The sequence below is a fragment of the Legionella sheltonii genome, assembly GCF_026191355.1.
Classification (GTDB): Bacteria; Pseudomonadota; Gammaproteobacteria; order Legionellales; family Legionellaceae; genus Legionella; species Legionella sheltonii.
In genome coordinates this window covers 148,184-172,312 of record NZ_JAPHOQ010000006.1, presented here as the reverse complement: position 1 = coordinate 172,312, position 24,129 = coordinate 148,184, and the positions used below count along the sequence as shown (strand labels likewise).

Genomic DNA, 24,129 nt, shown 5'->3' with positions numbered 1-24,129 from the left:
TAATAAAAGAAGATGGCTTATGTTGTAGCCTTGCATCTGAGGAGATCGCTATGTTGATAAGAAAACTGTATCCATGCACGCTTGCGATAGTGTACGCTTTTACTCTTATGTTACCTCTGACTGGCTTTGCAGATGATGAAACAAATACTTCTACAAACTCCAATGCCACTTCTAAAGCAGTTCCTTTAGAAGATGTTCAACGATTTTCCAATGCAATCGGTGAGATTAAAAAATATTACGTTAAACCGGTCGATGATAAAGAACTCTTTGATAACGCCATTCGTGGCATGCTCAATGGTCTTGATCCCCACTCCAGCTATCTGGATGAGGAAGAATTTAAAGAGCTGCAAACATCAACTAGCGGTGAATTCGGTGGGTTAGGATTGGAGGTGACCATGGAAGACGGGGTTGTTAAAGTGGTTACTCCTCTGGTGGATACCCCGGCATTTAAAGCGGGCATTAAGTCTGGAGACTATATTATTAAATTGGGTAAAGAGTCCGTTCAAGGTCTCTCACTTAAAGATGCAGTCAACTTAATGCGCGGTAAAGCTGGAAGTACTATTCAGTTGACCGTATTACGCAAAGGAGTTAACAAAGCGCTTACTTTTGACTTAGTACGCGAAGTGATTCAAATTAAGAGCGTACAAAGTAAATTGCTCGCTCCAGGCTATGGTTATATCCGTTTAACTCAATTTCAGGCATTAACTGGAAAAGATATGCTACAAGCCATTGATCGCCTAAAACAACAATCTGGCGGAAACTTAAAAGGTCTCGTTCTGGATTTACGTAACAACCCAGGAGGCTTGCTTGATTCAGCCATTCAGGTTTCTGATGCCTTCCTTGGTAAAGACAAATCAGGAAAACCCGAAACAATCGTTTCAACTAAGGGACGTTTACCTGGTTCAGACTTTACCGCCTTATCCAAAGGTATCGATGTTTTGCATAATGCACCAATGGTTGTATTAATCAATAATGGTTCTGCATCTGCCGCTGAAATTGTAGCTGGTGCGCTTAAAGACAATAAACGAGCCGTTATTTTAGGTACAACTAGTTTCGGTAAAGGTTCTGTACAAACCGTATTACCGTTGGATGACAAAACGGGGATTAAATTAACTACTGCTCTTTATTACACTCCTTCTGGAACCTCAATTCAAGCTAAGGGTATTGTGCCTGATATCGTAGTCAATGAGATGGAGATTCCTAAGACCGCTGCCAAGCCTTCTGATCTTACTGGATTTAGTGAAGCCAATCTTAACGGGCACTTGATTAATAAGAATAGTGAGGAAAATAAAGCGAAAAGCGCTAAAGCTCAAATAGACGAGTTAATGCATAACGACTATCAACTTTATGCTGCTTTAACTGTCTTGGAAGGGATGGCTTTAGCTAACAGATAATTATCAGATTGCAAGAGATAAAGAGGAGCCATGAAGTTGGATTGTAATCTAACCTTCTAGGCTCCTCTTCTTTACTTAAATGAACAACCTGGTTGCTCGAAATCGAGTATGAAACTACCTCAAGCAGAATCAATTCTCCTATTATATAAATCCTGGTTACATCATTTTGGCGGCAAATAGGAAACAACCGTCTTAGAAAGGTCATTTGTCAATGGTGTGTTGGCCTTAACACCATCAGCAGTAGCACGATTATTGACGCAAAACAATCCAAAAGTCATCAATCTGGAGTGTTGCTTTTCAACATGTTCGCTTGGTACAACAGCCCCAGCTGCTCTCTCTTGCTCCGGATCGCTATTCCTCCAGTTAATGTGCAGGATGGGTTGTTTTGTAGTCCAATAAAAAATGCTTTGAAAATGTTCAATAATCCTTGCATTCCACAGATCAGCACCATAGTGACCACTCCATTCTGTGCTGACAAACATATTATTTAAAAATGCAATTTTGCCACCGACCATTGTCGCTCGTCTTGAGTCGCTCCCTGAAGCACCAGCAATATACAGAGAATCAGCGATGCCATCGTGTCCGTGTGGATTGAGTTTTTTACTAAATGTTATTCCAATAAAGCCCGTCGTATGATCAAATACAAAATCAATAAAGCCAAGCTCTTTCCCTTCAGTTATGCCTAAACTCAAGACATTGAAATCTACCGGTTGCTTAGAAGATCTACTCCTTATCATCCCTAAAGGATATCCAAAACGCTCACCTAAGATAATTGAGATTACGCCTTTTTTATTACCCAGATGCGTGTTTGCAACCACTTGCTTCAGAAGCTCATCTTTACTTTGCATACAACCTCCTCTTCTCCTTGAAAAGAATGTCGACACTATGATCTAATTTTATGCTATCTATATTAAGGCAAGATTAAAGATATGAAGTGAGAGAGGTTGCAAGCGAATAGCCCGGTTGCTCGCAACCGGGAATGAGGCGAATTTTATTCAGGCGGTAAGAATCTGCTTTTTATAAGAAACGCCTTTTTTATCTAGGTTAAATGTGCCCATTACCCCTGTCCCTGATTCAAGAGCTAAAAGATGTGTTGCCACCGCTTGCGATGAAAAATCAGAATGAGTCTTCATTGCCAGCTGAGCACTATGATGAATCAGATGAAATATATCAAACGCATACCCTGCTTCACTCACAGGGTGACTGAAATATTCCTGTTTAAATTGAGCAATAAACTCCGGTTTCACCGAGTGAGTCAAAACAGCTGCTTGTTTGTGATTGGGACTTTGGGCTAAGAAATTATTTTTTCCATCAGCAATGATTGAATCATCAGTCAGACAAAAATGAATGAGCTTATTTTTTTTTGCTAAAGGTGCGATTAAAGCGCCGCTGTCTTTACCTTCAGTTATCAATACGTTAATGTGGTGTGCATCAATAAATTTTTGCACGGTTTTTGCTGCATTCGCAGTATTTGGCATTTTATCTAAAGTATAAAATTCGTAATTAATGTCAGAAGAGTTTAATTGATCACGGGCTATTTCCATTGCCCCCAACATATTCCTGCCAATAAAAGCAGATTCGTTAGAAAAAGGGGCATAAATACCAACATTGATTGTCATTTTGGTTTTATCAGTAGAGTTACTGAGGTCAGATGCAGCCTCACAAAATCCTACTGCCATTAGCGATAAGAAAAAAGCACCTAAAATAGCATACAATTTTGATAAAAAAAGTTTCATATTCATCATCCTCATTGATTAGACTCGATTGCTATTACCTTCAAAGGAGTGCTGAGTCCCTTTCCTACTTGTCCCATTACCATTAGTTTCCCTTCTCCCCACGGGGGAGAAGGTGCCCTTTAGAGCGGATGAGGGTATTGATTTCCCTCAGCCCTGCCCTCTGCCACAAGTGGGAGAGGGGATTCTTTGTAACATAATGGCAGCGCCTACTTGCCCCTCTCACTTCCTCCCTCCGGATAAGCAGAATGCAGCTTGGAGTGAGAATTTATTTGATAGCTCCTAGGAACAATAAATTCATTTTGCTATGAAAAGAATCTAAATACAATGGTTGGGATTTAATAATAATTATGCGATAATCTTCACAAACTGATATTTTTTAGATTACAATGAACTATATTAAATCAACTTCCTTCCTGGTCAGCCTGTTTTTCTTCTCTGCTACTCAAGCTAATGTGCAATCCTATTTTGATCAAATAAAAAATGATCCGAATTCTTTATATACATTCTTTAAAAACATGCCTAAAGGTGGAGAGTTACATTATCATTTATCTGGAGGCGCCTACCCAGAAGTCATGTTGGAACTGACATCTAAAGATAATTATTGCTTGAATACAAGCAATTGGACGGCCATTAAAAATCCATCTGTTTGTAAAGGTGTAGAGACAAAAGATTTGTTTAATCATCCAGAACTTTATGCAAGCACTGTAAGAAGCTGGTCTATGAAAGATTTTGTGCCAGGGAAGGAATCTGGCCACGATCATTTTTTCAACTCATTCTATAAGTTCAATGCCATAGTTGCAGATCATCAGCCCGAACTCCTCGCATCAGTCATGCAAACCGCCGCACTACAAAATGAACGCTATATGGAAGTGATGATTTTACCTGATAATGCCCATTCTGTCAGTTTTGGTGATAAGCTCAAGAACACTGCTTCATTTAGCCAAAAAAGAAAGGTTCTTTTGGAAAACCAAGACTTTCAAAACAATGTCAATTACACTGTAGTCGAATCAAATCGTATTTTGAAACAAGCACGACACGAGCTAGGTTGCGATACCAATCCAGAAAAAAAAGCCTGCCAAATAAAAATTAAATTTTTATACTATTCACTGCGAGAACAATCGCCAGATAACTTGTTTGCACAAACACTTAATGCGTTTGAAGCTGTAGATCAATCCATACGAAGTAAGGGCGCTCTTGTTGGTGTTAATTTAGTACAGCCTGAAGACGGGATGATCTCTTTACGGGACTATCGCAAACAAATGCAAATATACCAATACCTACACAAGCTATACCCTCAAGTTAATATTGCATTACATGCTGGAGAATTAACTCAAGACATTGTTACCCCGGAAGATTTAGATTACCACATTCGAGATGCACTCCTTACTGGCCATGCCCAAAGAATTGGACATGGAGTAGATATTGCACATGAAAGTAATGCAAAGAGTACCTTAGACTACATGGCAAAACATCATAAGCCAGTAGAAATTAATCTCATCAGCAATCTAAAAATATTAAAAGTCTCGGGTTCAAACCATCCGCTGAATTTTTATCTTAAACATGAGGTCCCAGTTGTCTTGTCTACGGATGATGAAGGAATATTGCGAACCAATCTAACGCAACAATACGTAGAAGCTGCGTTGAATCATGGGCTGGATTATCCCACATTAAAACAAATCAATAGGAATGCGCTCACCTATTCATTTTTACCGGGTAAAAGCATATGGTCTGCCCCTGAAAAGGCTCTATTCATTGACGATTGCCAAGACCTAGAGAGCAAAAGTTGCCAACAATTTATCAAAACTAGTGAGAAAGCCCAATTACAATGGGAGTTAGAACAAAAACTGCGTGCATTTGAAAATAAATTTTAGTGCTTCACTGGAGCGTAGTAACTGTCTTGAATTAAAAATTTAAGACAGTTACTACGTTTGCTAACAAAACCTTTAAAAAGCTCTTCATTCATTATCATCTTCTATATGAACATTCACATTTTGATTTTGATTGTTTTCTGACTTCTGCAGCTCAATTAATTCCTGCACCCTTTCACAAGCAGAACCGTTATCATGAAACGATGACTGGACCATATTTCTTTCAATGTCACATTCCTTCATCGCCTGTTGAATTTGCTCATCGTAAGTTCCAGCTAATAGATTGGTGCTTAAAATAGCCATGTAAAAACTTAGAATTAATTTATACATACTTTAATCCCTTAAACTCCATATGAATATTTAGAGTATAGATCAATCCATCATAGTAATTTTAAGCCATAATTTCTTTTTGAATATATCTATGAATACCGAAGCAAGCAAGGTCGGACCAAGGCCCGACTTACTTTTGCAAAAGGTTATTACCAGGTATTTTGTAAAACTAATTCAAATCAAGATTTAAAAGGATTACGTAAAATAATTGTCGAATCGCGCTCAGGTCCAGTTGATAATAAATCAATTGGAACATTGAGGAGATTCTCTATTCGTTTTAAATAAGCAAGGGCATTGGCAGGCAATTCACTCATATTCGTGACATCAGCAGTAGACTCTTGCCAGCCAGGCATTTCTTCATAAACCGGCTCTAAACCTTGGAAGTCAGCAGCTGCTTGAGGAGGACGAGAAATTAAATTACCTTTTTCATCCTTATAGGCAACAGCAATACGTAACACGTCTAATTTATCCAAAACATCTAGCTTTGTGATGCATAAGCCCGTGATACTATTTAACTCAATTGAACGCTTTAACAAAACTGCATCAAACCAACCACAGCGTCTGGGTCTTCCAGTAACAGCACCAAACTCCTGGCCACGCTCAGCAATTTGTTTACCAACCTCATCAAAGAGTTCTGTTGGGAAAGGCCCTCCCCCAACACGAGTAGTATAAGCTTTGGTGATTCCTAAAACATAGTCAATGTATTTTGGACCAAATCCTGCGCCATTAACTACCGAACCAACACACGTGTTTGATGAAGTCACAAAAGGATATGTGCCATGATCAATGTCTAGATAAACCCCTTGGGCTCCTTCAAACAAAATATTATCGCCCCGCTCTCTATGCTCATGCAAGCAAGCAGAAACGTCACAAACCATAGGACGTAATTCTTCAGCCCATTGCAGCGCTGAGTCTAATAACGGTTGAAAAGCTACAGCAGGTTGCTTGAAATATTGGGTCAAAATAAAATTATAATAATTTAAAAGATCCGCTAATTTTGTTGCAAAGCGATCAGGATGAAATAAGTCACTGACTTTTAATGCACGACGGGCAATCTTATCCTCATAAGCGGGGCCTATTCCACGTCCAGTAGTTCCAATGGCTGAATTTCCCATATGTGTTTCACGCGCTTTATCCATGGCAACATGACAAGGAAGAATCAGTGGACAAGCCAAACTAATACGTAAGCGGGAACGAACATCAATCCCACTTTGTTCCAGTTCTTTAATTTCTCCCAATAGTGCATCGGGTGAGAGAACCACTCCATTGGCAATATAACAAGTCACATGGGGTCTCAGCATACCTGAGGGAATAAGACGTAGAACAGTTTTCACTCCATTAATTTTTAAGGTGTGACCTGCATTATGGCCGCCTTGATAGCGGACAACAACCTGCGCATCTTGGGTTAATAAATCGACAATTTTACCTTTGCCTTCATCGCCCCACTGTGTTCCTAAAACAACAACGTTTTTACCCATGATCAACTCTTAAATTTACAAAATGCTATTCGCTACTCTAAATTGAGAACCTGAGAACTCAATTTCAACAAAATTTGTAACTGCACTCCGTTGCCTCAATTCCCTATACGTACATCTCAAATGAAAAGCATTCTAAAAAATGCTCACGTAGTCAGTATGCCTACCATTCCAGAGTACTTTTTGCTCAACCTGACACAAATTATGTAGTGTTCTCCAAGATTTTGGTATAGAGGTGAATAGTTACCAAAACCCAACATTATAGTTACTTTTTAGCAGGTACACCATCATTTTTTGGTGTAGCTTGCTTAAAATAATCAAAAAATGCACTGCTTTGATCCAATACCAAAATATCTTTTCTGCTTTTAAAGCTCCCTTCATAGGCAAGCAAGCTACGATATAATGCAAAAAAATCCTTATTTTTACTGTAGGCATCTGTATAGATCGACGCCGCTTGTGCTTTCCCAATCGCTCGTACTTTTTGTGCATTACTACGGGTTTTTGCTAACAAGACCATCACATCAGCGTCGGCCTTAGCTTTTATCTCTTCAGCAGCAGCTTGACCATCAGCACGGTGTTTATTCGCAATTTTTTGCATATCCGCCCGCATCCGTTGATAAATCGCATTGCTGGTATTGGCTGGTAGTTCAATTCCTTTAATACGTACATCAACCACGTTAATACCTAACCCACCAGCTTGTTTTTGAGCCGCTTTACGCAATAATTCCATAACATCATCACGACCACCCGATACGACTTCAGGGATAGTACGTTTACCAAACTGAGCACGTAATAATGTATTTAATTGTTGCTCCAGCAATGTTTCTGCCTTAAATTCATTGCCACCAGTGGATTTAAAATATTGAGCCAAATCGGTAATGTGCCATTTGACGTAATAATCTACCATTACGTCCTTTTTTTCTTTGGTGACAATACGAGTCGACTTAATATCCATAGTTTGAATACGCGTATCAAAAATACGTACGTTTTCGATAAATGGTACTTTAAAATGCAATCCAGGATTCAATACTTTAACCTTATCAGTCAACTCATCATTAACCAAACGGCCTAAACGTAAAAGAATTCCTTGTTGACCTTGAGTTATCGTAAAGACACTGGTCACTAAAAATAGAAGTAGTAAAAAGATCAAAATGCCAAGGGTTCTACCCGTAGTTTTCATTGTTAATTTCTCCCTTGTCGATAAACAGGTCTGGTGAGCTCACGACCATCGACCAAGTTCTCTGTCTCATTGGATTCATCACTCTCCGCTTTGTTATTTTTTGCGGTCTCAGTCGGAAAACCAGATGACGTTCCAAATAACTTATCTAAAGGAAGATACAGCAAATTACCTGATTTACTGTCTACTATGATCGTACTGCTCTTGCTTATAACTTTTTGCATTGTTTCCAAATACATGCGTTCTGCCATAACTTTTGGGGCAACAGTGTATTGAGGAAGTAACGCTAAAAATTCAGAAACCTCCCCTTGGGCATTCAATACAAGCTGTTTAGAATAGGCTTCAGCCTCTTGTTGGATACGACTCGCCTTCCCTTCTGCTATTGGAACTACTTTCGCGGCATAAGCAAGGGCTTGTTCTTTAAAGCGTTTTTCATCTTCTTGTGCTTTAATTGCATCGTCAAACGCATCTTGTACACTTTCAGGAGCACGGGCAGGCTGTGGTGCTACATTAACGATTAAAATACCTGTTTTATATAAATCCAGAGTTTTTATCAAAGTCTCTTGAACTTGATTGCCCCAAACTTCGCGTCCCTCAGTAATCATTTGATCCAAGGTAGTTGTACCTACTACTTGTCTCAGCGCACTGGAGGTCGCTTGTTGCAAACTTTCCTCAGGATTAGCGACATTAAATAAATATTCTTGCAAATCACCAATGCGATACTGTACCGCTAAAGATACAGAAACTAGATTTTCATCACTGGTTAACATTTGTGCAGAATAAGAATAATCCAACACTCGGTCTACATTCATGATAATTTTTGAAGAAATAATCCTTGGTATCCAATGTGGTCCTGAACCCACTGTTTCCACATATTTACCAAAACGAAGAATCACCGCTTGTTCTGCGGGATCAACAATAAAGACACCAGACAACACCCAGAGAATAAAAGCAACCAAAACTACAGTAAGCGCGATTAGACCACCATTCGATTTTTTGGAAGGCTCATTAGCTATTTTAGTAGAACCTCCAAATAAAAACTTCTTCAATTTGTCATGAGCGCGTTTCAGCGCCTCATCCAAATCTGGAGGTTGATTTTTACCCTTCCAGGGATCTTTGCCTTTATCTGGCTCATTCCACCCCATGTACTACTCTCCCGGAGAATTTTAAGAAAATTAGAATTCTATGGGGTATATGAAGTTTAAGCAAGTTCTCCTGCTGTAATTAGCTCAATCTGCAGGGTTGGTTTTTTCCATAAACTACGTATGTCTAGCCAGTTGAGAGTATTTCATGGATTTAATTTTTACTGACATTTTCCTCTAAGATCAATATCCCAAATATCAACTACAATATCATTTTCGGTAATAAAAAATTGATCAAATAAATTAATAGTTGGGTCACAATGAGGAACAATGAGCTCTAAAACCTCACCGTTATCAGGTAATTGAGCGCCATTGACCGCAGTCACTTTACCATGCTCATCTCCAAATCCGCCCCAATCATATTCCAGTCCCTGGTGACTAATAATTTGAGGCTTATGTTGATCTACATAAATGGATTTTGTGCCTGCATCAACAGTAACATGTTCGGTTCTGTTGTTACTGATCACTGTGGTTAAAAGAGTCATTGCCGGTTTAAAGGTATTGAACTGTCTTTCATTACTTTTCGAGCCAATCGTTGCATATTGAACATCCATAACTGTATACGAACCCGGTTGAATCTCAGTTACTTCTGTCGCTTCAACATCAATATCATAAGTTCCTGTTCCACTTCCTGTGACTATGGGACAATTAAGACCCATTTCCCGAAAGCTTTTTGCCAGATCACTCGCCATACACATGGTCCGTAATGAGTTGCTCTTTCGTTCCCTAAAAGAGGGTATATGCTGTAAATTACCCGCATAACATTGAATTCCCATCAAATTTAACCAAGGGAATTGCCTCATTTCTAAAGCAAAATTTAAAGCGAATTCTGGTTTAACTCCGGTACGCCCTATCCCAGGATCCACATCGACTAACACATTGATCACTTTTTTATTGAGCTTACCTGCTTCATTTAAGGCAATCATATTTTCTTTATTATCCACAACCACCAATGTAAAAGGCGCTTTTTCCAGACAAGAAATAAGCCTGGCAATTTTATTCTTTGTGACAATTGGCGAAGTAATCAGAATATTGGGTATTCCATTTTGAATAAGAACTTCAGCCTCTGAAATTTTTGCTACGCATACGCCTATTGCACCGTATTCTATCTGTAAGCGAGCTAATTTAGAGCACTTATGTGTTTTACAATGAGGTCTGATATGGATACTGTTTTCAATAGAATGTTTCCTCATAGTTTCCAAGTTAGATTTCAGAAGATTTTTATCAATTATCAAACAAGGGGTATCTAACTCTGTTTTTTTTAGTCCTAAAGCCGCTTTTGACATATTATTCCTCTGAAAAAGCCAGGGGCTGTTTACAATTCTACTATCTTAGCGAAAATGCTGCATTTTTGCTCAAGCCAACCATTGTAAAAGCCCCCTAGTCTGCGCTCAACATCACACGAATTCCCACATAAACCAATAAACCACCAAATACGCGGGTCAAAGCAGTTTGAAAATTAGTAAATATTTTTCGGATATTATTTGATTGCAGGAATAGAACGAGTAATGGCCAATAAAAAAACGATTCACCGACAAAAACCCCAGCAACCAAAGCTTTATCGCCAATCGATGCGTTAATGGAGACAAATTGAGTAAACAAACTCAGCAGAAAAACTGCAAGTTTTGGATTTAAAGCATTGCATAAAACCCCTTCAAAATAAGCCTTGGAAACAGTTATAGTGTGCAAAGAAGTGCCATCCTGATGCATACTTAGGGATTGTTTGGATTTTAAACCTTTCAATCCCAGATAAATTAAATAGCATGCGCCCGCATATTTAATGGTTGTATAAAGAACAATACTCTGGGTAATAACAAACGCCAACCCTAAAATACAATAAGTAGCATGAAAGAAACATCCAGTAACAATACCAAAAGCAGTGGCTAAAGCCTGACGTTTAGTATATAAAAAAGCGTTTTTTGTAACCAGTATAAAATCTGGACCTGGACTAATCATCCCAATAAAACAAATCACAGTTAAAAGTAATACGCTAATATTCATAATCACTATTTAAAAAACTCGCAGATTGAGACTGATTTTAATTTAATGCACATACCACGTCCATTCATAAGCATCCCGTGTAGGGGGTCGCTTTACATCGACTCCATCAAAACCTTGTTGAAGAGGTGTATGTCATTACCGCGAAAGCGGGAATCGAACCATTGGGCCCTATGCCTCATTTGACAATAGACTCCTGCCTTCACAGAAATGACAAATGTTCGTTTGGCAATTATTCTATTATCCAAACTATTTATTCAATAAAGCCACTACCAATGAAACGTATTGCTATGAATTAAATACTGCAGTCGATTCTTCACTGCTTGGATGGAGTCCTCCAGTTGAATTTTCAATTGGCTCATGCATCTCCATTTTAGGCAAAGTCTTAAACATATCATCATAGATAATCTGAGTCCTAGTTCCGGGATGATGACGAGCGTATTGTTTTACTGTTTCCCAATTACATTTTCCTTCGGCAATCAACCAACGCATAGTACTCCAAGGATTGGTCATTCTTTGGTTCTCATATGCTTCATTATATCGTCGGACAAATTCCGCATAGAGTTTAAAAGGAGGTTCATCACCTTTTAAGGGTACTGCAGCAGCCGTTGGTAATACTGGGCTATCCATGCTCCCTTCTTCACGACGGCTGTATTTGCGGGTGACTAACCGTTCTATTGCAAAAGCTGCATCACTAGGTTTACCAAAAAGCTGTCTTAAAGTACTTCCCCAAGAATGATCTACATAAATTATGTCATGTAATGCACTGTCTGCCACATGACATCTGTTTACAAAAGAATCAACTAATTCAGGCCTATTATCCATGTAACTATCGATTTCTTTGAGCAAATCACTACGTTTGCTTGCTAATAATTGGCACAGTTCCTTGTTTCGTGGTGGTTCGGCTCCACGACAAAGCAACATAGCCACACCTCTAAGTAAATCCTTATTGTCCTGCTCACGGAACAATCGTTTACAAAGCGCATCCATTGCATTATCGCCTCGTTCCTCATCTGAATAAGGCATGTTTTCCGCTTCCAACTTCAACCTTTCTATGGGAGCCTCATCCAATAAACCTTCAAGTGCCTTTATTTTACCTTTTCGTGCCGCTAAGATCAGAGGCGTATCTTTTCTCACTCCTACAGGATTAGCAAAATCTGCTCCTGCTCTGATTAAATTAACTACTCCAGAAACAAAATCTAAGGCTATGGCTTGATGTAAAGGTTGAAATGGTATACGGGCTTCTTTAAGGCGAGTCGTTGCATTCACTTCAGGATTACACGCTAAAATTTTTGTTAATAATTCACGATTTTTATTTTGTAATGTTAAAGACAATAAAGTACGCCCATCTTCATCGCGCTTATTAACATCAAATTCATAAGCATCCAAAAGATGCAGAGCCAGCTGAACTTTGCCGGCAGCAATTGCTTGATGCAAGGGCAGACCAATATTTTTATCGCGGATTTTACTGAGAACCAAATCAATAAACTCGGTTAAATCGGCCGGGATTCCCTTATCAACGGAATCTTCATTTTTTCTCTGGTGTTGTTCAATCAAATAGTTCAGAACTGTCATTTGAACACCACCTGCCATCCAGAATGGATGCTCAAGATAACTCTTATCGTCGAGCAGCTTCTTTTCAATGAATTTTTTAAATCCTTCTAGTCCTAATTTAAGAGCTGCATTTATTTCAATGATAAATTCCATGTTACGTCCCCTGTAGTGTTACTTCCAGATTTATATTACACATTGGACAATAGAAGATCAAAAGAATAGTTAAAATTTCTACAATGTCATTAGGCCTGAGAATATAATTTTTATTTAAAATTAGGGTGATTCAGGCAATTTGTTAAACATCAAATCCCACACTCCATGTCCTAAACGCTCTCCTCGCTGTTCAAATTTTGTAAGTGGCCTTGATAAAGGTCGGGGCGAATATCCTCCATCGTGCTGTGAATTGTTCAAAGCAGGCTCTGTAGATAAGACATCCAGCATATGCTCTGCGTATTCTTGCCAATCGGTCGCACAATGAATAAACCCGCCTGGCTTCAACTTTTTTGTTACTAATTGAATAAATTCTTTCTGAATTAAGCGTCTTTTATGATGACGTTTTTTATGCCAGGGATCAGGGAAAAATATTTGTACCCCAGCAAGTGAGTCATCGAGCAATTGAGTACGAAAGACTTCAACAGCATCATGGGCCACAATACGTACATTAGATAATTGATGTTCATGTAAATCAGCAGCCAAACTACCCACACCCGCAAGATGAACCTCTACACCTATATAATTAATTTCAGGATTATTTTTAGCCATGGCCAACAAAGAGGCGCCCATACCAAAACCTATTTCAACCACTGTATCCGCATTACGGTTAAATTCTTCAGCTAAACTCCATGGATTCCCATCTACAGTAAGTTCATAATCTTTAAGCCAAAGCTCAAGCCCCTGGCTCTGACGATTACTTACCCGACCTGCTCGTAAAACATAACTTTTTATCCGGCGTTGCATAAATCACACTCATCATTTTGTCAAAGCGAGAATTATATGTTCTTACAAAAATCTTGCAACTAATGCATTTTTTTGATATAAAACCGCTCTTGTATTTCACATCCGGCTATATGCCCAGAATTTTACAAAGACAAGCAAACTAAAACCTATTTTGGAGTAACACAATGTCTAGAGTATGTCAGGTAACTGGCAAGCGACCCATGACTGGTCATAAAGTGTCGCACGCTAACAACAAAACCAAAAGACGCTTTCTGCCGAATATTCAGAACCACAGTTTCTGGGTTGAAGAAGAAAATCGATTTGTCACATTAAAGCTCAGTACCAAAGGTATGCGTATTGTAGACAAGTTAGGTATAAAAGCAGTTCTGGATAAACTCAGAGCTAAAGGCGAAAAAGTATAACTTAAGGGGATAAACCATGGCAGCTGTCACGATTAAAGTGAAAATGGAATCCACAGCAGGAACTGGATACTATAAGACTACAACTAAAAACCCAAGAAACCATCCTGAAAAAATGGAGCTTATGATGTACGATCCTAAAGTACGTAAGCACGTTCTTTTCAAAGAGAAAAAAGTAAAATAATGTTTTAAGCCCCATAACTTATGGGGCTCTTCATGTTGTTTTTAGGTCACGCGCTTTTCTTAACTGATCTCTTAAATAGTTTATTTCTTTTATTTACAAAAAGTAAATTTGAAAATTTATTCCTTATTGCTATAAGGATAAAAAATTTAATTGCATCGAACTCCCCTAAAATACCATTGGTAAAAATATAATTTTTCAAACTCAAGCCTAAATTAACGCTGTAGATACTGGATTATCCTTACGAATCGTTTAAACTGATAGTAAATAGCAATGAATACAAAGAGGATTTGAATGAAACCATCATTGCAACTAAGCATTGGACAGCACTTAACACTAACGCCTCAGTTACAGCAAGCAATCAGACTATTGCAATTATCAACAATTGATTTACAGCAAGAAATTCAACTTATTGTTGAATCAAATCCAATGCTTGAAGCAACTCCAAACGAAGATAAAGGAGAATTCGAAACTAATGAAGTAAAACCGCAAAATAATGATGAATCCTACGATTTTCAATGGTCAGAACTGTATCAAAGCTCAGGCAAACGAATTGCCTTTGAAGACAATGATTATAATTTTGACAACTTGCATTGTACTACCACTAACTTACAAGATCATCTAAGATGGCAACTTGAACTTTCTCCCATGAGCGATGTAGACAGAGCCATAGCAACTGCGATTATTGATGCAGTAAATAGTGATGGTTTCCTAACGATGAGCATTACGGAATTACATACAAGTCTTACAAGCGACACCCATCCATTGGATTTAGATGAAATAGAAGCTGTACGCCATCGCTTGCAATTATTTGATCCCGTAGGCTGTGCTTCCGTGAATCTCGCTGAGACACTACTCGTGCAGCTGGAGCAGCTTTCCTTAGACGCAGAAAGCCTCGCATTGACTAAAAAGATTATTTCAGAAGATATTGAATTGCTAGCCCAGCATAATTATAAACAGCTAATGAAAAATCATCAGATTACCGAAAAAACAATTGATAAGGTATTGAAAACGATTCAAGGATTAAACCCCAAACCCGGTAATTTAATTCATGAAGACATTACCGAATACATTATTCCAGATTTAACTGTTAAAAAAGTTAACAACAAATGGAAAGTTCAACTTAATCAAAGCGTACTCCCCCATTTAAGCATTAATAACCAATATGCATCGCTAATTCAACGAGCGGATAATAGTGCAGACAATCAATTTTTAAAAAATAACCTACAAGAAGCACGTTGGTTTTTAAAGAGTATCCAGAGTCGTCAAGAAACACTGCTTAAAGTCGCCACCTGTATTATACAATACCAACAAGGATTCTTAGAATATGGTGAAGAAGCAATGAAGCCATTGATTCTTAATGATGTTGCTTCGGCTCTGGATATGCATGAGTCAACCATTTCACGTGTCACCACGCAAAAATTTATACATACTCCTCGAGGAGTATTTGAACTAAAATACTTCTTCTCAAGTCATGTCAATACAAATGCCGGCGATGAGTGTTCCTCTACAGCCATTCGTGCCGTGATAAAAAAATTAATTTCTGCTGAGAATAGGAAAAAACCATTAAGTGACAGTAAAATCACCCAATTATTGGAAGAGCAGGGTATCAAAGTAGCAAGACGAACCGTAGCAAAATATCGTGAAGCAATGGGCATTGCTCCATCTAATGAACGAAAAATAATTTGTAATTAATTAGGGTTTGTTTACAATTCCCTAGATTGAGCCGAAATGGCCAAGAGAATAGAATTGTAAACAGCACCTAGAATCATGATTTTCACCATGGTTCTATTGTAACGAGGAGATTTTTATGCAAATTAACATCACTGGACATCATATTGATGTTACTCCTGCACTCAGAGCATATACCGAAGAAAAATTCGATAAGCTGGAGCGTCACTTTGATCACATCACATCCATCAACGTGGTATTGAATGTAGAAAAATTACGTCAAATTGCTGAAGCGACTGTTCATGTCACTAAAGGTGAACTGCATGCAAGCTCAGAATCTGATGATTTATATGTCGCAATCGATAATTTGATTGATAAATTAGAGCGTCAATTGAGCAAGCATAAAGAAAAAATTCTACATCATGATTAAGAGATAAAATCTTACAGTAGCTTTATAGGCAGCAAAGCAAATCCTAAATTTCTTCGATTTAACTTTGCTGCGCTTAGCTACACTTATAACCTAATTCGTGGAACATTTGTCACGCTATGATTAAAACTAAAATCAAAATAATTAATAAGTTGGGTTTACATGCACGCGCTTCAGCGAAATTTGTTTCTACCGCAGCAAGATTCCAAAGCCAAATCGATGTGACCAGCAATTCACAAACCGTTAATGGGAAAAGCATTATGGGTGTCATGATGCTTGCAGCCAATAAAGGGAGCGAGCTCATCTTGGAAATTGATGGTCCTGATGAAGTGCAAATGAATGAAGCCTTAACTCAATTAATTAATAATTATTTTGGTGAAGGTGAATAATTAAAAGGCTACATATTCCCAACAGTAATCCTCTAACCATCTTATCTATCGAATAATAGAGCGCTTAATCGTAATCACCTATCGTATTCTAGTGAACGTTAACCTATAGAAAAGCGTGCAAGGTATTCATGCGATCAAAGGCTTTTTAAAGTGAGGCCTCCCATTTTTACTGTAGATCCCACCCCAAATCGGGCATGGGCTAGCATTAACTCAAAGTATACGGCATAGTTACTGCTTCATTTCTTTGGATTTTTTCCTTCTCATTTTGTGCAGCGCAAGTAACGTCATAAATAAACCAGATAAGGCATAAAGAGTAAAACCCACAAATAAAACCAATGAAGGATTAGCGGCAATAGCTACAAATAAAATAATCATCACTAAAACGTAAAGGAATGGAACTTTGCCCTTAAAATCTACTTCTTTAAAACTGTAATAGCGAAAGTTGGAAACCATTAAACCTGAGGCAATTAATGATAAAATCGCAGCTAATATGGAAACAAACATATTTTTCCAGTCATGTTGATAGCATAACCAAGAAAAAGAAGCCATTACGGCTGCAGAAGGAGGACAAGGTAACCCTTGAAAATATCGTTTATCAGCGGTTTCAAGCTGGGTATTAAAACGAGCTAAGCGTAAAGCAACGGCGGCTGTATAAACAAATGCCACTAGCCAGCCTATTTTCCCTAATTGGCTCAAAATTAAATTATAGACTAACAATGAGGGCGCAACGCCAAAGGTAACCATATCAGATAAACTATCATACTCAGCACCAAATTCAGTCTGTGTATGAGTTAGGCGAGCAATTCTTCCATCCAGTCCATCGGCAATCATGCCAATAAATATCGCAATAATGGACGCTTCATACTGTCCTTTCATCGAGGCAACAAGGGAATAAAATGCTGCAAATAAGCTGGCTGTTGTAAATAAATTAGGCAACAAATAAATACCAGAATGACTTTCTTTTTCCATTCCTAATAACCTTCAAAAAAATGACAAATAGAATATGTTGACATAATAGGGATAAAAATTAATTTTGAAAACCAAATTTAACACAAATTTATTTTTACAAAATGAATAAATTTCCGTACAGCCTCCATCATATGATGTTATACTTAGCACTCTGTATTTATATTGTATAAAGATATGGCTACACCTGAAAGTAAAACAATTATCATAGAAGGAATAACCTCCCAAGGAAAAACCTTTCGTCCTAGTGACTGGGCAGAGCGGATGAGTGGCTCATTGGCAAGCTTTAAAAACAGCCGCATTCATTATTCTCCTCTATTAAGGCCAAGCGTGAATAGCGAAGGATATCAATGTGTATTGCTTGATCCTAAACTTAAAGAAACAAGCCCATTGCTGTATCAATCCATTATTGATTTTGCCAAAGCAAATAATCTTAGGATTTGTGGAGAAGAAGATTAGGGTATCTAAAATCCCGCGCTTGTTTTAACCGCCATAGTCCAACTCGTCATAGTACTCATCATATAATTTAACATAGCGATGGTGTTATCAAAATTCATCGCCAATATGCCAGCAACTATAAAAGCCAAACCTTTAGGTCCATGCTGAGTTCCCGGTTGGCTCGAATGCGCTACCAACACACTCCCCCGTACAAACCATAATACTCCCGCAGTTTGGACGACTAAGCCCATAGAGCTGAATATATTTGAAGAATTATATGAGGTATAAGTTAAAACATTCCCTACACCAAAAGTAGTATTAGCCATAGTATCCAGAACAGAAGGCAAATACAGCAGAGCAGCCCCCATTAATAAGTACATCATTGGAGTATACATCTTTTCTTGTGATGAAGATTGGGCTCTGTGATCAGCAATTTTTCTGAGTTTGGCAATAGCAGTCATACAAAATAAAATACCCAGAATATATGCCCCCCCAGTAATTAAATGCTGTACAGGGTATAAAGAACGGCTTAAATTGCCTATAATTGCAATAAGATCTGGCGTATTCATAATTTAATTATACGCTGCTAAAACTTGTAATGCATAATTTTTTGCTTATTATTAATCCTAATTAAGAGTTATAATCTCAGATTTCTACAGTAAGTTGATATTCGTCATGCAAATAAATACATTTCCCATCACTTTAAAAGAGTCTTTTATGATCTCTCCTAAAGTAAAACACTTCATTTTTAGTTGTGAAGTATCTCCGCATTTTAATTATTTAGCCGGGCAATTTATTACGGTCCATTTTGAACATCAAGGCAAAGCATTAAAACGTAGTTATAGTATAGCCAATACGCCCAAAAAAGATAATCTAATTGAAATCGCAGCAGGTTATTTTGAAAATGGGCCCGGCACACAGTTTCTTTATAATTTGAAGCCTGGTGATACGATTCAGATTAGTGGTCCATATGGTAGATTAATTATTAAAGATGAAATACCAGGGCGATTTATCCTAGTTGCTACAAGTACTGGAATTACGCCCTATCGAGCGATGCTTCAAGAGCTTGGCACGCTTATGGAACAACATCCTGAATTGGAAGTAGTGATCCTACAAGGAGTTCAACGACGAGAAGAAATTCTTTATGCCAATGAGTTTCGTGCTTTTTCTCAGAAATACGCTAAGGTCATGTTCAAACCCTATTTAAGCAGACAACCAGTGCATGAGCTCAATGAAAATGAGTACAGTGGTTATGTACAGCATGCTTTTCCTACACTTAATCTTAACCCGCAACGTGACGTTGTTTATTTATGTGGAAATCCAAGCATGATTGACGAGGCGTTTAGTTCTTTAAAAGAACAAGGCTTTGCCATGCAACATATTATTCGTGAAAAATATATATCTAGATAGGGCCTGTTTACATTTCGCTAATTTGAGCCCAAAATGGCCTGTTTTTCGAGCACCGAAGCAAAGCATACACACCGTATGTAAGCATAGAAGACGCGCAGAAAATCTGGACAATTTGACCAGAATAGTAAAGACATAAACAAGCCCTAATAACAATCAGGAGCAAATACACTATGAGTTACGAAGAATTATCAAGTACTATGGAATTAATGCTGCAACAAGGTAAAGGAATTTTAGCTGCGGATGAAAGCAATTCAACTATAGGCAAGCGTTTTACCTCTATTGGTATCGAAAATACAGAAGAAAATCGCAGAGATTATAGATTACTGTTAGCCACTACACCCAACTTAGAGCAATATGTTAATGGGGTCATTTTATTTGAAGAAACCTTTAACCAAACCGATGAGCATGGAACTCCTATTGCCAAGTTATTTGCAGACAAAGGTATCGTTCCAGGAATTAAAGTAGATAAAGGATTAGTTCCTTTGGCGAATACGGAAAACGAAAAAGTAACTCAAGGTTTGGATGGGTTGCCAGAGCGCTTACAACATTTTAAAAAATTAGGCGCAAAATTCGCCAAATGGCGCAACGTTTATTCAATATCTGAATTTGCTCCTAGTTTAACCGCGGTAAAAACAGGCGCAGAAAATCTAGCCCGTTATGCTGCAGCTTGCCAAGAAGCAGGTATTGTTCCTATCGTTGAGCCTGAAGTATTAATGGATGGGGATCACAGCATTGAACATTGCGCAGAAGTCTGTGAAATTGTTCTTCATGAATTATTTCATGCTTTATTTATCCACCAAGTTGAGTTAGAGCATATTATTTTAAAACCGAGCATGGTAACCTGCGGCAAAGCACATAGCCCGTTCAGTGAGCCTGACGAAGTTGCTGACTATACTATTGGTGTATTCCGTAATAATGTACCTGCTGCAGTGCCAACAATTAATTTCCTATCTGGTGGCCAATCACCACAACAAGCAACAGCAAATCTAAACGCCATTAATAGCATAGACCATCAACCCTGGCTACTCAGCTTTTCTTTCGGAAGAGCGTTACAGGAAGACTGTTTAACTGCTTGGGGTGGAAATAAAGCAAATGTCTCTAAGGCACAAGAAGCTTTATTAAATCGTGCCCGCTTAAATAGCTTAGCCTGTGTTGGTGAATATAATCCTAAAATGGAGTGATCATCTTCTGGGAAAAGAAGATTACCTACAGCGTAATTAAATCAATCCCGATGATAGGTGTAGCCTGGGTGAAGCACAGCGGAACCCGGGTTTTTTCGGCATGAAAAAACTGCCGTCATCCCAAGAAACGTGAGGGATTATCATATCGTAGTGCCGTGTTAATGGGTAGGAGAGCCCTCGCTGGTACGGAATGAGGGCTAACTCCACAGTGAGATCGAAAAAGCAATTTTAAGGCATAAAAATGAATAAGGATTTTCTACGTTATAAATCCCGTTTTATAACAATTGCTTTATTATTAGGATATGCCTTTTTACATTATACGCTCACGCGCCCTTTCATAGAGACTACTTTTGAGCAACTCCTTAACTTTTCAATACCTTTTCCCTACGCACAACGTGTTTTAATCCCGCTATTAGTGTACCCATTTTCATTGTTACCGATACAACCAGGTACCTGCTTTTTTTTAGCGGAATGGTTATTCACCAGTCTTATGTATCTTGGGATATATCAGTTATTACGATTTGAATTTAATGCGCGCCAAGCCCAATTGCTCAGCTGGTTATTTATTTTGCTTTTGCCATTAGTTCTGGTGATAAATTATCGATTTACGGTTGGTCGAGCTGCAACCTTTTTTTATCCTGCAGATACACCAGCCATATTTTTTACAGCGTTGGGTTTTTTATGGTGTCTTAGAGCTCAATGGATGTATTTTGTTCCTTTGGTTTTTTTAGCTACTTTCAATCGTGAAAGCAGTATCTTAATGGTATTGCTCATCCCTGCACTGCATTGGCAAAAGCTCAGAGAAGCATTCAAACCTCTATTATTTTCTTTTTGTGCTTATATAACTGCACGAATAATTATTCTAATCAGTCTAAGAGGGATACCCGGAAAACTTATAGAGTGGAATGCTTATAATTCTCCTAATTCTCATTTTGAGATGAATTTAGAGTGGTTATTTGCTGATCTTAATTTATTTATGTTTTGTTTTTGTTTTGCTGGACTACCTTTATTTTGGTTTGGTTTCTATGATTACATTCCCCAAACCTATCGTCCACTACGTTATGTGGCAGCTTTTTATTTTGTAGGGTTGCTTCTGGTTGGAAATTTTATAGAACCACGTATTTTTGGCGAAATTATCGTCTTGCTCTATTTACCTATTTGCATTGCGCTTCGCAATTGGATTGCAGATTTTGAGCCCTTAATAGATGACAAAAAATCTAAAAATTATCTTTATTTTTTAAATCGCTATGCCATACTTACTCTTTTTACCCTTATTGTTATTTTTAATGCTCCTTTAAATCAAACACTGTTGTGGTGTTTACAGCATTTTAATGCATGATAAAGAATCGCCAGATTAGGCTTGATACACCATTTAAGTAAACCTATGCGTATTCAGAAAAGCGCGTGCCTTTTTGGTAGTCATAAACACGATTTGTGATAACAACTCTCATGAATGATGCATTTTAAAATTTCATTTATGGATGAAATTAATCAAGCGATTTTATGGGAAGGAATCCCTGAGACACAAAGAATTTTTCGGGCAAGGCTAACGGACGTAGATAAGCCAGTGGCGTTTCAAATAATCAAATCAAAACGTGCATATAACGGCAAATGATCAGACAGCATACGCCAGGGCTTACCATGCAAACAGGCCACTTCATGCACGTTCATCCCGCGAAAATAAACACGATCGACGCAAAGTGCCGGTCTAATCGCGGGGAATGAACGCGCATGTTGCCCCTCCACTGACACAAATGCTTCTTCTATATTTAAGTGTTCCGCAAGAGGTTTGGAAATAACCGTGCGCCAATCGTTGAAGTCTCCCGCCATCAACAAAGGTTCATTTTGCGGTACTACATCCTTAATACGCTGCATTAAGGTGTTACATTGCACGATACGCTCAGCCTTGAAAAGGCCTAGGTGTACGCATAATAAATGAACAGTTACTTGCTCCAGCTTAAGTTGTGCATGCAATATTCCTCTTGAGGCTCGACGAATGTTTGTCAGATTAATATTCTCAAAGCGCTCAAAAGCATATTTGCTTAAAATTGCATTTCCATGATGTCCTGATTCATAAACCGCATTTTTTGCATAAACATAGTGAGGCCATATATTTTCAGCAATATACTCAAATTGTGGAGAATCTGGCCAAGCATTGATTCGTTTTTGTCGTTTCCTATGTTCACCTTGAACTTCTTGTAAGAAAACAAAATCAGGATTTAAGTGGGTAATTGCGTCGCGCATTTTAGGAAGCAAAAAGCGCACGGCCCCTACTCCGAATCCCTTATGAATATTATAAGTTATTAATGAAACGCTACGTGCCTCTTTTTGCATAGTTCACTCTTTTCAAGTTCCTGTATTAAGCATATCACCAATGTATAAAAAAATTGTAGTGTGTAAGGATTAAGGATCTCAAAATTTATCCAAAGATTCAGGATTGAAGCAGCTGAGGTAAAAATTTTATTCAAAAATGAATTATAGCCTTCCTGTTTGTAGTAGAGATATAATAATTATTAAGAAAAATTTAAAAAAATAGTAAATAAAAATGAAGATGCTCACACTCGCTATTCCAGGTTTTTCTATAGCCTGCAAAATCTGGGGAAACCCTGATAAACCGACTATCTTAGCGCTTCATGGCTGGTTGGATAATGCCAATAGTTTTGCCCCTCTTGCTCCATACTTAGAAAATGACTTTCATTTTGTAGCCGTTGATTTGCCAGGGCACGGACACTCGTCACATCTTCCTAAAGGATGCCACTATCATTTTTTTGATGGCATTTTTATTGTTATTGAACTAATCAATGCACTTAAATTGGATAAAGTACATTTGTTAGGACACTCCATGGGCGCTTGTCTTGCAAGTTTAGTTGGAGGAGTAGTCCCAGAACGATTTCTCTCTCTATGTTTGATCGAAGGATTAGGGCCATTTTCCCACCCAGCAGAAACCGCATGTCAACAATTAAGAGAATATGCGCATTTTCTTGTTCAAAAAAGCAAAAAATCAAAGGGTTATGATCATATAAATAGCGCAGCTCTAGCCCGTGCATTTAAAGGATATGTCTCTTTAGACATTGCAAAAATTCTTTGTGAACGTAGCTTAATTGAAAAAAAGGGGAAATTTTATTGGCGACATGATCAACGTTTACTGGAACGTTCTCCTTTACGTATGACAGAAACGCAGATACTTTCTTGTTTACAGGAAATTACGGCGAAGACTTATTTACTTTTATCCAGTAGAGGATTTGCTTTTGATACTGAAATAATGAATACCCGTATTGAGACAGTAAAAAATCTCACGCTTAAAAAAATGGATGGAGGACATCACATCCATATGGAACAGCCAGAAGTTATAAGTAAGCTTCTGGCTGATTTTATAATCCAGTAAATGATTACTAGGACTTCTACATCTACATACCTATTTTAAATTACTCTATAGA

At 38.1% G+C, this 24,129-nt stretch carries 25 protein-coding genes; 12 read left to right on the top strand and 13 right to left on the bottom strand.

The window, feature by feature from the left end; translation table 11 throughout:
- Positions 1-50: 50 nt before the first annotated feature.
- Positions 51-1,394, top strand: coding sequence for a S41 family peptidase (locus OQJ26_RS08380; protein WP_265703411.1), 1,344 nt, complete (start codon positions 51-53; stop codon positions 1,392-1,394).
- 161 nt (positions 1,395-1,555) lie between these two features.
- Here the strand turns inward: OQJ26_RS08380 and OQJ26_RS08375 are convergent, their stop codons facing one another.
- Positions 1,556-2,242, bottom strand: coding sequence for a polymorphic toxin type 43 domain-containing protein (locus OQJ26_RS08375; protein WP_265703410.1), 687 nt, complete (start codon positions 2,240-2,242; stop codon positions 1,556-1,558).
- Positions 2,243-2,389: 147 nt separating this feature from the next.
- A complete protein-coding gene (locus OQJ26_RS08370) occupies positions 2,390-3,130 on the bottom strand; it encodes a type 1 periplasmic-binding domain-containing protein (protein WP_265703409.1) in 741 nt (246 codons plus the stop codon).
- 386 nt (positions 3,131-3,516) lie between these two features.
- Between OQJ26_RS08370 and OQJ26_RS08365 the strand changes: the two genes are divergently transcribed.
- A complete protein-coding gene (locus tag OQJ26_RS08365; RefSeq protein ID WP_265703408.1) occupies positions 3,517-5,001 on the top strand; it encodes an adenosine deaminase family protein in 1,485 nt (494 codons plus the stop codon).
- Positions 5,002-5,085: 84 nt separating this feature from the next.
- Here the strand turns inward: OQJ26_RS08365 and OQJ26_RS08360 are convergent, their stop codons facing one another.
- The 8 genes from OQJ26_RS08360 to trmB all read right to left on the bottom strand — a co-directional run bounded on the left by OQJ26_RS08360 (position 5,086) and on the right by trmB (position 13,631).
- Positions 5,086-5,328: a hypothetical protein gene (locus OQJ26_RS08360; RefSeq protein ID WP_265703407.1), complete on the bottom strand. Its 243-nt coding sequence runs from the start codon at positions 5,326-5,328 to the stop codon at positions 5,086-5,088.
- Positions 5,329-5,507: 179 nt separating this feature from the next.
- Positions 5,508-6,806, bottom strand: coding sequence for an adenylosuccinate synthase (locus OQJ26_RS08355; protein WP_265703406.1), 1,299 nt, complete (start codon positions 6,804-6,806; stop codon positions 5,508-5,510).
- Between the two features lie 262 nt (positions 6,807-7,068).
- On the bottom strand, positions 7,069-7,983 hold the full coding sequence (gene hflC / locus OQJ26_RS08350) for a protease modulator HflC (RefSeq protein WP_265703405.1): 915 nt from the start codon (positions 7,981-7,983) through the stop codon (positions 7,069-7,071).
- Positions 7,984-7,985: 2 nt separating this feature from the next.
- Positions 7,986-9,125 (bottom strand): FtsH protease activity modulator HflK, encoded by a 1,140-nt coding sequence (gene hflK / locus OQJ26_RS08345; RefSeq protein WP_265703404.1) that lies wholly within the window; start codon positions 9,123-9,125, stop codon positions 7,986-7,988.
- A gap of 158 nt (positions 9,126-9,283) precedes the next feature.
- Positions 9,284-10,408: a DSD1 family PLP-dependent enzyme gene (locus OQJ26_RS08340; RefSeq protein WP_265703403.1), complete on the bottom strand. Its 1,125-nt coding sequence runs from the start codon at positions 10,406-10,408 to the stop codon at positions 9,284-9,286.
- Between the two features lie 94 nt (positions 10,409-10,502).
- On the bottom strand, positions 10,503-11,123 hold the full coding sequence (locus OQJ26_RS08335; RefSeq protein WP_265703402.1) for a LysE family translocator: 621 nt from the start codon (positions 11,121-11,123) through the stop codon (positions 10,503-10,505).
- Between the two features lie 285 nt (positions 11,124-11,408).
- Positions 11,409-12,827, bottom strand: coding sequence for a Dot/Icm T4SS effector AnkC/LegA12 (gene ankC, locus OQJ26_RS08330; protein ID WP_265703401.1), 1,419 nt, complete (start codon positions 12,825-12,827; stop codon positions 11,409-11,411).
- A 120-nt stretch (positions 12,828-12,947) separates the two neighbouring features.
- Positions 12,948-13,631: a tRNA (guanosine(46)-N7)-methyltransferase TrmB gene (trmB, locus tag OQJ26_RS08325; protein ID WP_265703400.1), complete on the bottom strand. Its 684-nt coding sequence runs from the start codon at positions 13,629-13,631 to the stop codon at positions 12,948-12,950.
- 164 nt (positions 13,632-13,795) lie between these two features.
- Here trmB and rpmB point away from each other — a divergent pair, with 164 nt between their 5' ends.
- From rpmB to OQJ26_RS08300, 5 genes are all read left to right on the top strand, one after another.
- A complete protein-coding gene (rpmB, locus tag OQJ26_RS08320) occupies positions 13,796-14,032 on the top strand; it encodes a 50S ribosomal protein L28 (protein ID WP_028381005.1) in 237 nt (78 codons plus the stop codon).
- Between the two features lie 16 nt (positions 14,033-14,048).
- Positions 14,049-14,213: a 50S ribosomal protein L33 gene (gene rpmG, locus OQJ26_RS08315; RefSeq protein WP_003635328.1), complete on the top strand. Its 165-nt coding sequence runs from the start codon at positions 14,049-14,051 to the stop codon at positions 14,211-14,213.
- A gap of 291 nt (positions 14,214-14,504) precedes the next feature.
- A complete protein-coding gene (locus tag OQJ26_RS08310) occupies positions 14,505-15,905 on the top strand; it encodes an RNA polymerase factor sigma-54 (protein WP_265703399.1) in 1,401 nt (466 codons plus the stop codon).
- 115 nt (positions 15,906-16,020) lie between these two features.
- Complete coding sequence (hpf, locus tag OQJ26_RS08305) at positions 16,021-16,311, top strand: ribosome hibernation promoting factor (RefSeq protein ID WP_265703398.1); 291 nt, start codon at positions 16,021-16,023, stop codon at positions 16,309-16,311.
- Positions 16,312-16,427: 116 nt separating this feature from the next.
- Complete coding sequence (locus tag OQJ26_RS08300; protein WP_028381002.1) at positions 16,428-16,697, top strand: HPr family phosphocarrier protein; 270 nt, start codon at positions 16,428-16,430, stop codon at positions 16,695-16,697.
- Between the two features lie 228 nt (positions 16,698-16,925).
- On the opposite strand, the gene pssA is transcribed toward OQJ26_RS08300, so the two are convergent.
- On the bottom strand, positions 16,926-17,666 hold the full coding sequence (gene pssA / locus OQJ26_RS08295) for a CDP-diacylglycerol--serine O-phosphatidyltransferase (protein WP_265703397.1): 741 nt from the start codon (positions 17,664-17,666) through the stop codon (positions 16,926-16,928).
- Between the two features lie 174 nt (positions 17,667-17,840).
- Here pssA and OQJ26_RS08290 point away from each other — a divergent pair, with 174 nt between their 5' ends.
- Positions 17,841-18,122, top strand: a complete 282-nt coding sequence (locus OQJ26_RS08290) for a DUF3579 domain-containing protein (protein WP_028381000.1) — start codon at positions 17,841-17,843, stop codon at positions 18,120-18,122.
- Between the two features lie 5 nt (positions 18,123-18,127).
- Here the strand turns inward: OQJ26_RS08290 and OQJ26_RS08285 are convergent, their stop codons facing one another.
- A complete protein-coding gene (locus OQJ26_RS08285; protein WP_265703396.1) occupies positions 18,128-18,670 on the bottom strand; it encodes a type IV secretion protein IcmC in 543 nt (180 codons plus the stop codon).
- Positions 18,671-18,776: 106 nt separating this feature from the next.
- On the opposite strand from OQJ26_RS08285, the gene OQJ26_RS08280 reads away from it, so the two are divergent.
- From OQJ26_RS08280 to OQJ26_RS08270, 3 genes are all read left to right on the top strand, one after another.
- Positions 18,777-19,511: a ferredoxin--NADP reductase gene (locus OQJ26_RS08280; protein ID WP_265703395.1), complete on the top strand. Its 735-nt coding sequence runs from the start codon at positions 18,777-18,779 to the stop codon at positions 19,509-19,511.
- A 170-nt stretch (positions 19,512-19,681) separates the two neighbouring features.
- Positions 19,682-20,692 carry a class I fructose-bisphosphate aldolase gene (locus OQJ26_RS08275; protein ID WP_265703394.1) on the top strand — a complete coding sequence of 337 codons (1,011 nt, stop codon included), beginning with the start codon at positions 19,682-19,684 and terminating at the stop codon, positions 20,690-20,692.
- Between the two features lie 241 nt (positions 20,693-20,933).
- Positions 20,934-22,031: a hypothetical protein gene (locus OQJ26_RS08270; RefSeq protein ID WP_265703393.1), complete on the top strand. Its 1,098-nt coding sequence runs from the start codon at positions 20,934-20,936 to the stop codon at positions 22,029-22,031.
- Positions 22,032-22,267: 236 nt separating this feature from the next.
- Here OQJ26_RS08270 and OQJ26_RS08265 read toward each other — a convergent pair whose 3' ends face one another.
- Positions 22,268-23,026 carry an endonuclease/exonuclease/phosphatase family protein gene (locus tag OQJ26_RS08265; RefSeq protein ID WP_265703392.1) on the bottom strand — a complete coding sequence of 253 codons (759 nt, stop codon included), beginning with the start codon at positions 23,024-23,026 and terminating at the stop codon, positions 22,268-22,270.
- Positions 23,027-23,237: 211 nt separating this feature from the next.
- Here OQJ26_RS08265 and OQJ26_RS08260 point away from each other — a divergent pair, with 211 nt between their 5' ends.
- Positions 23,238-24,077, top strand: a complete 840-nt coding sequence (locus tag OQJ26_RS08260) for an alpha/beta fold hydrolase (RefSeq protein WP_265703391.1) — start codon at positions 23,238-23,240, stop codon at positions 24,075-24,077.
- Positions 24,078-24,129: the final 52 nt, after the last annotated feature.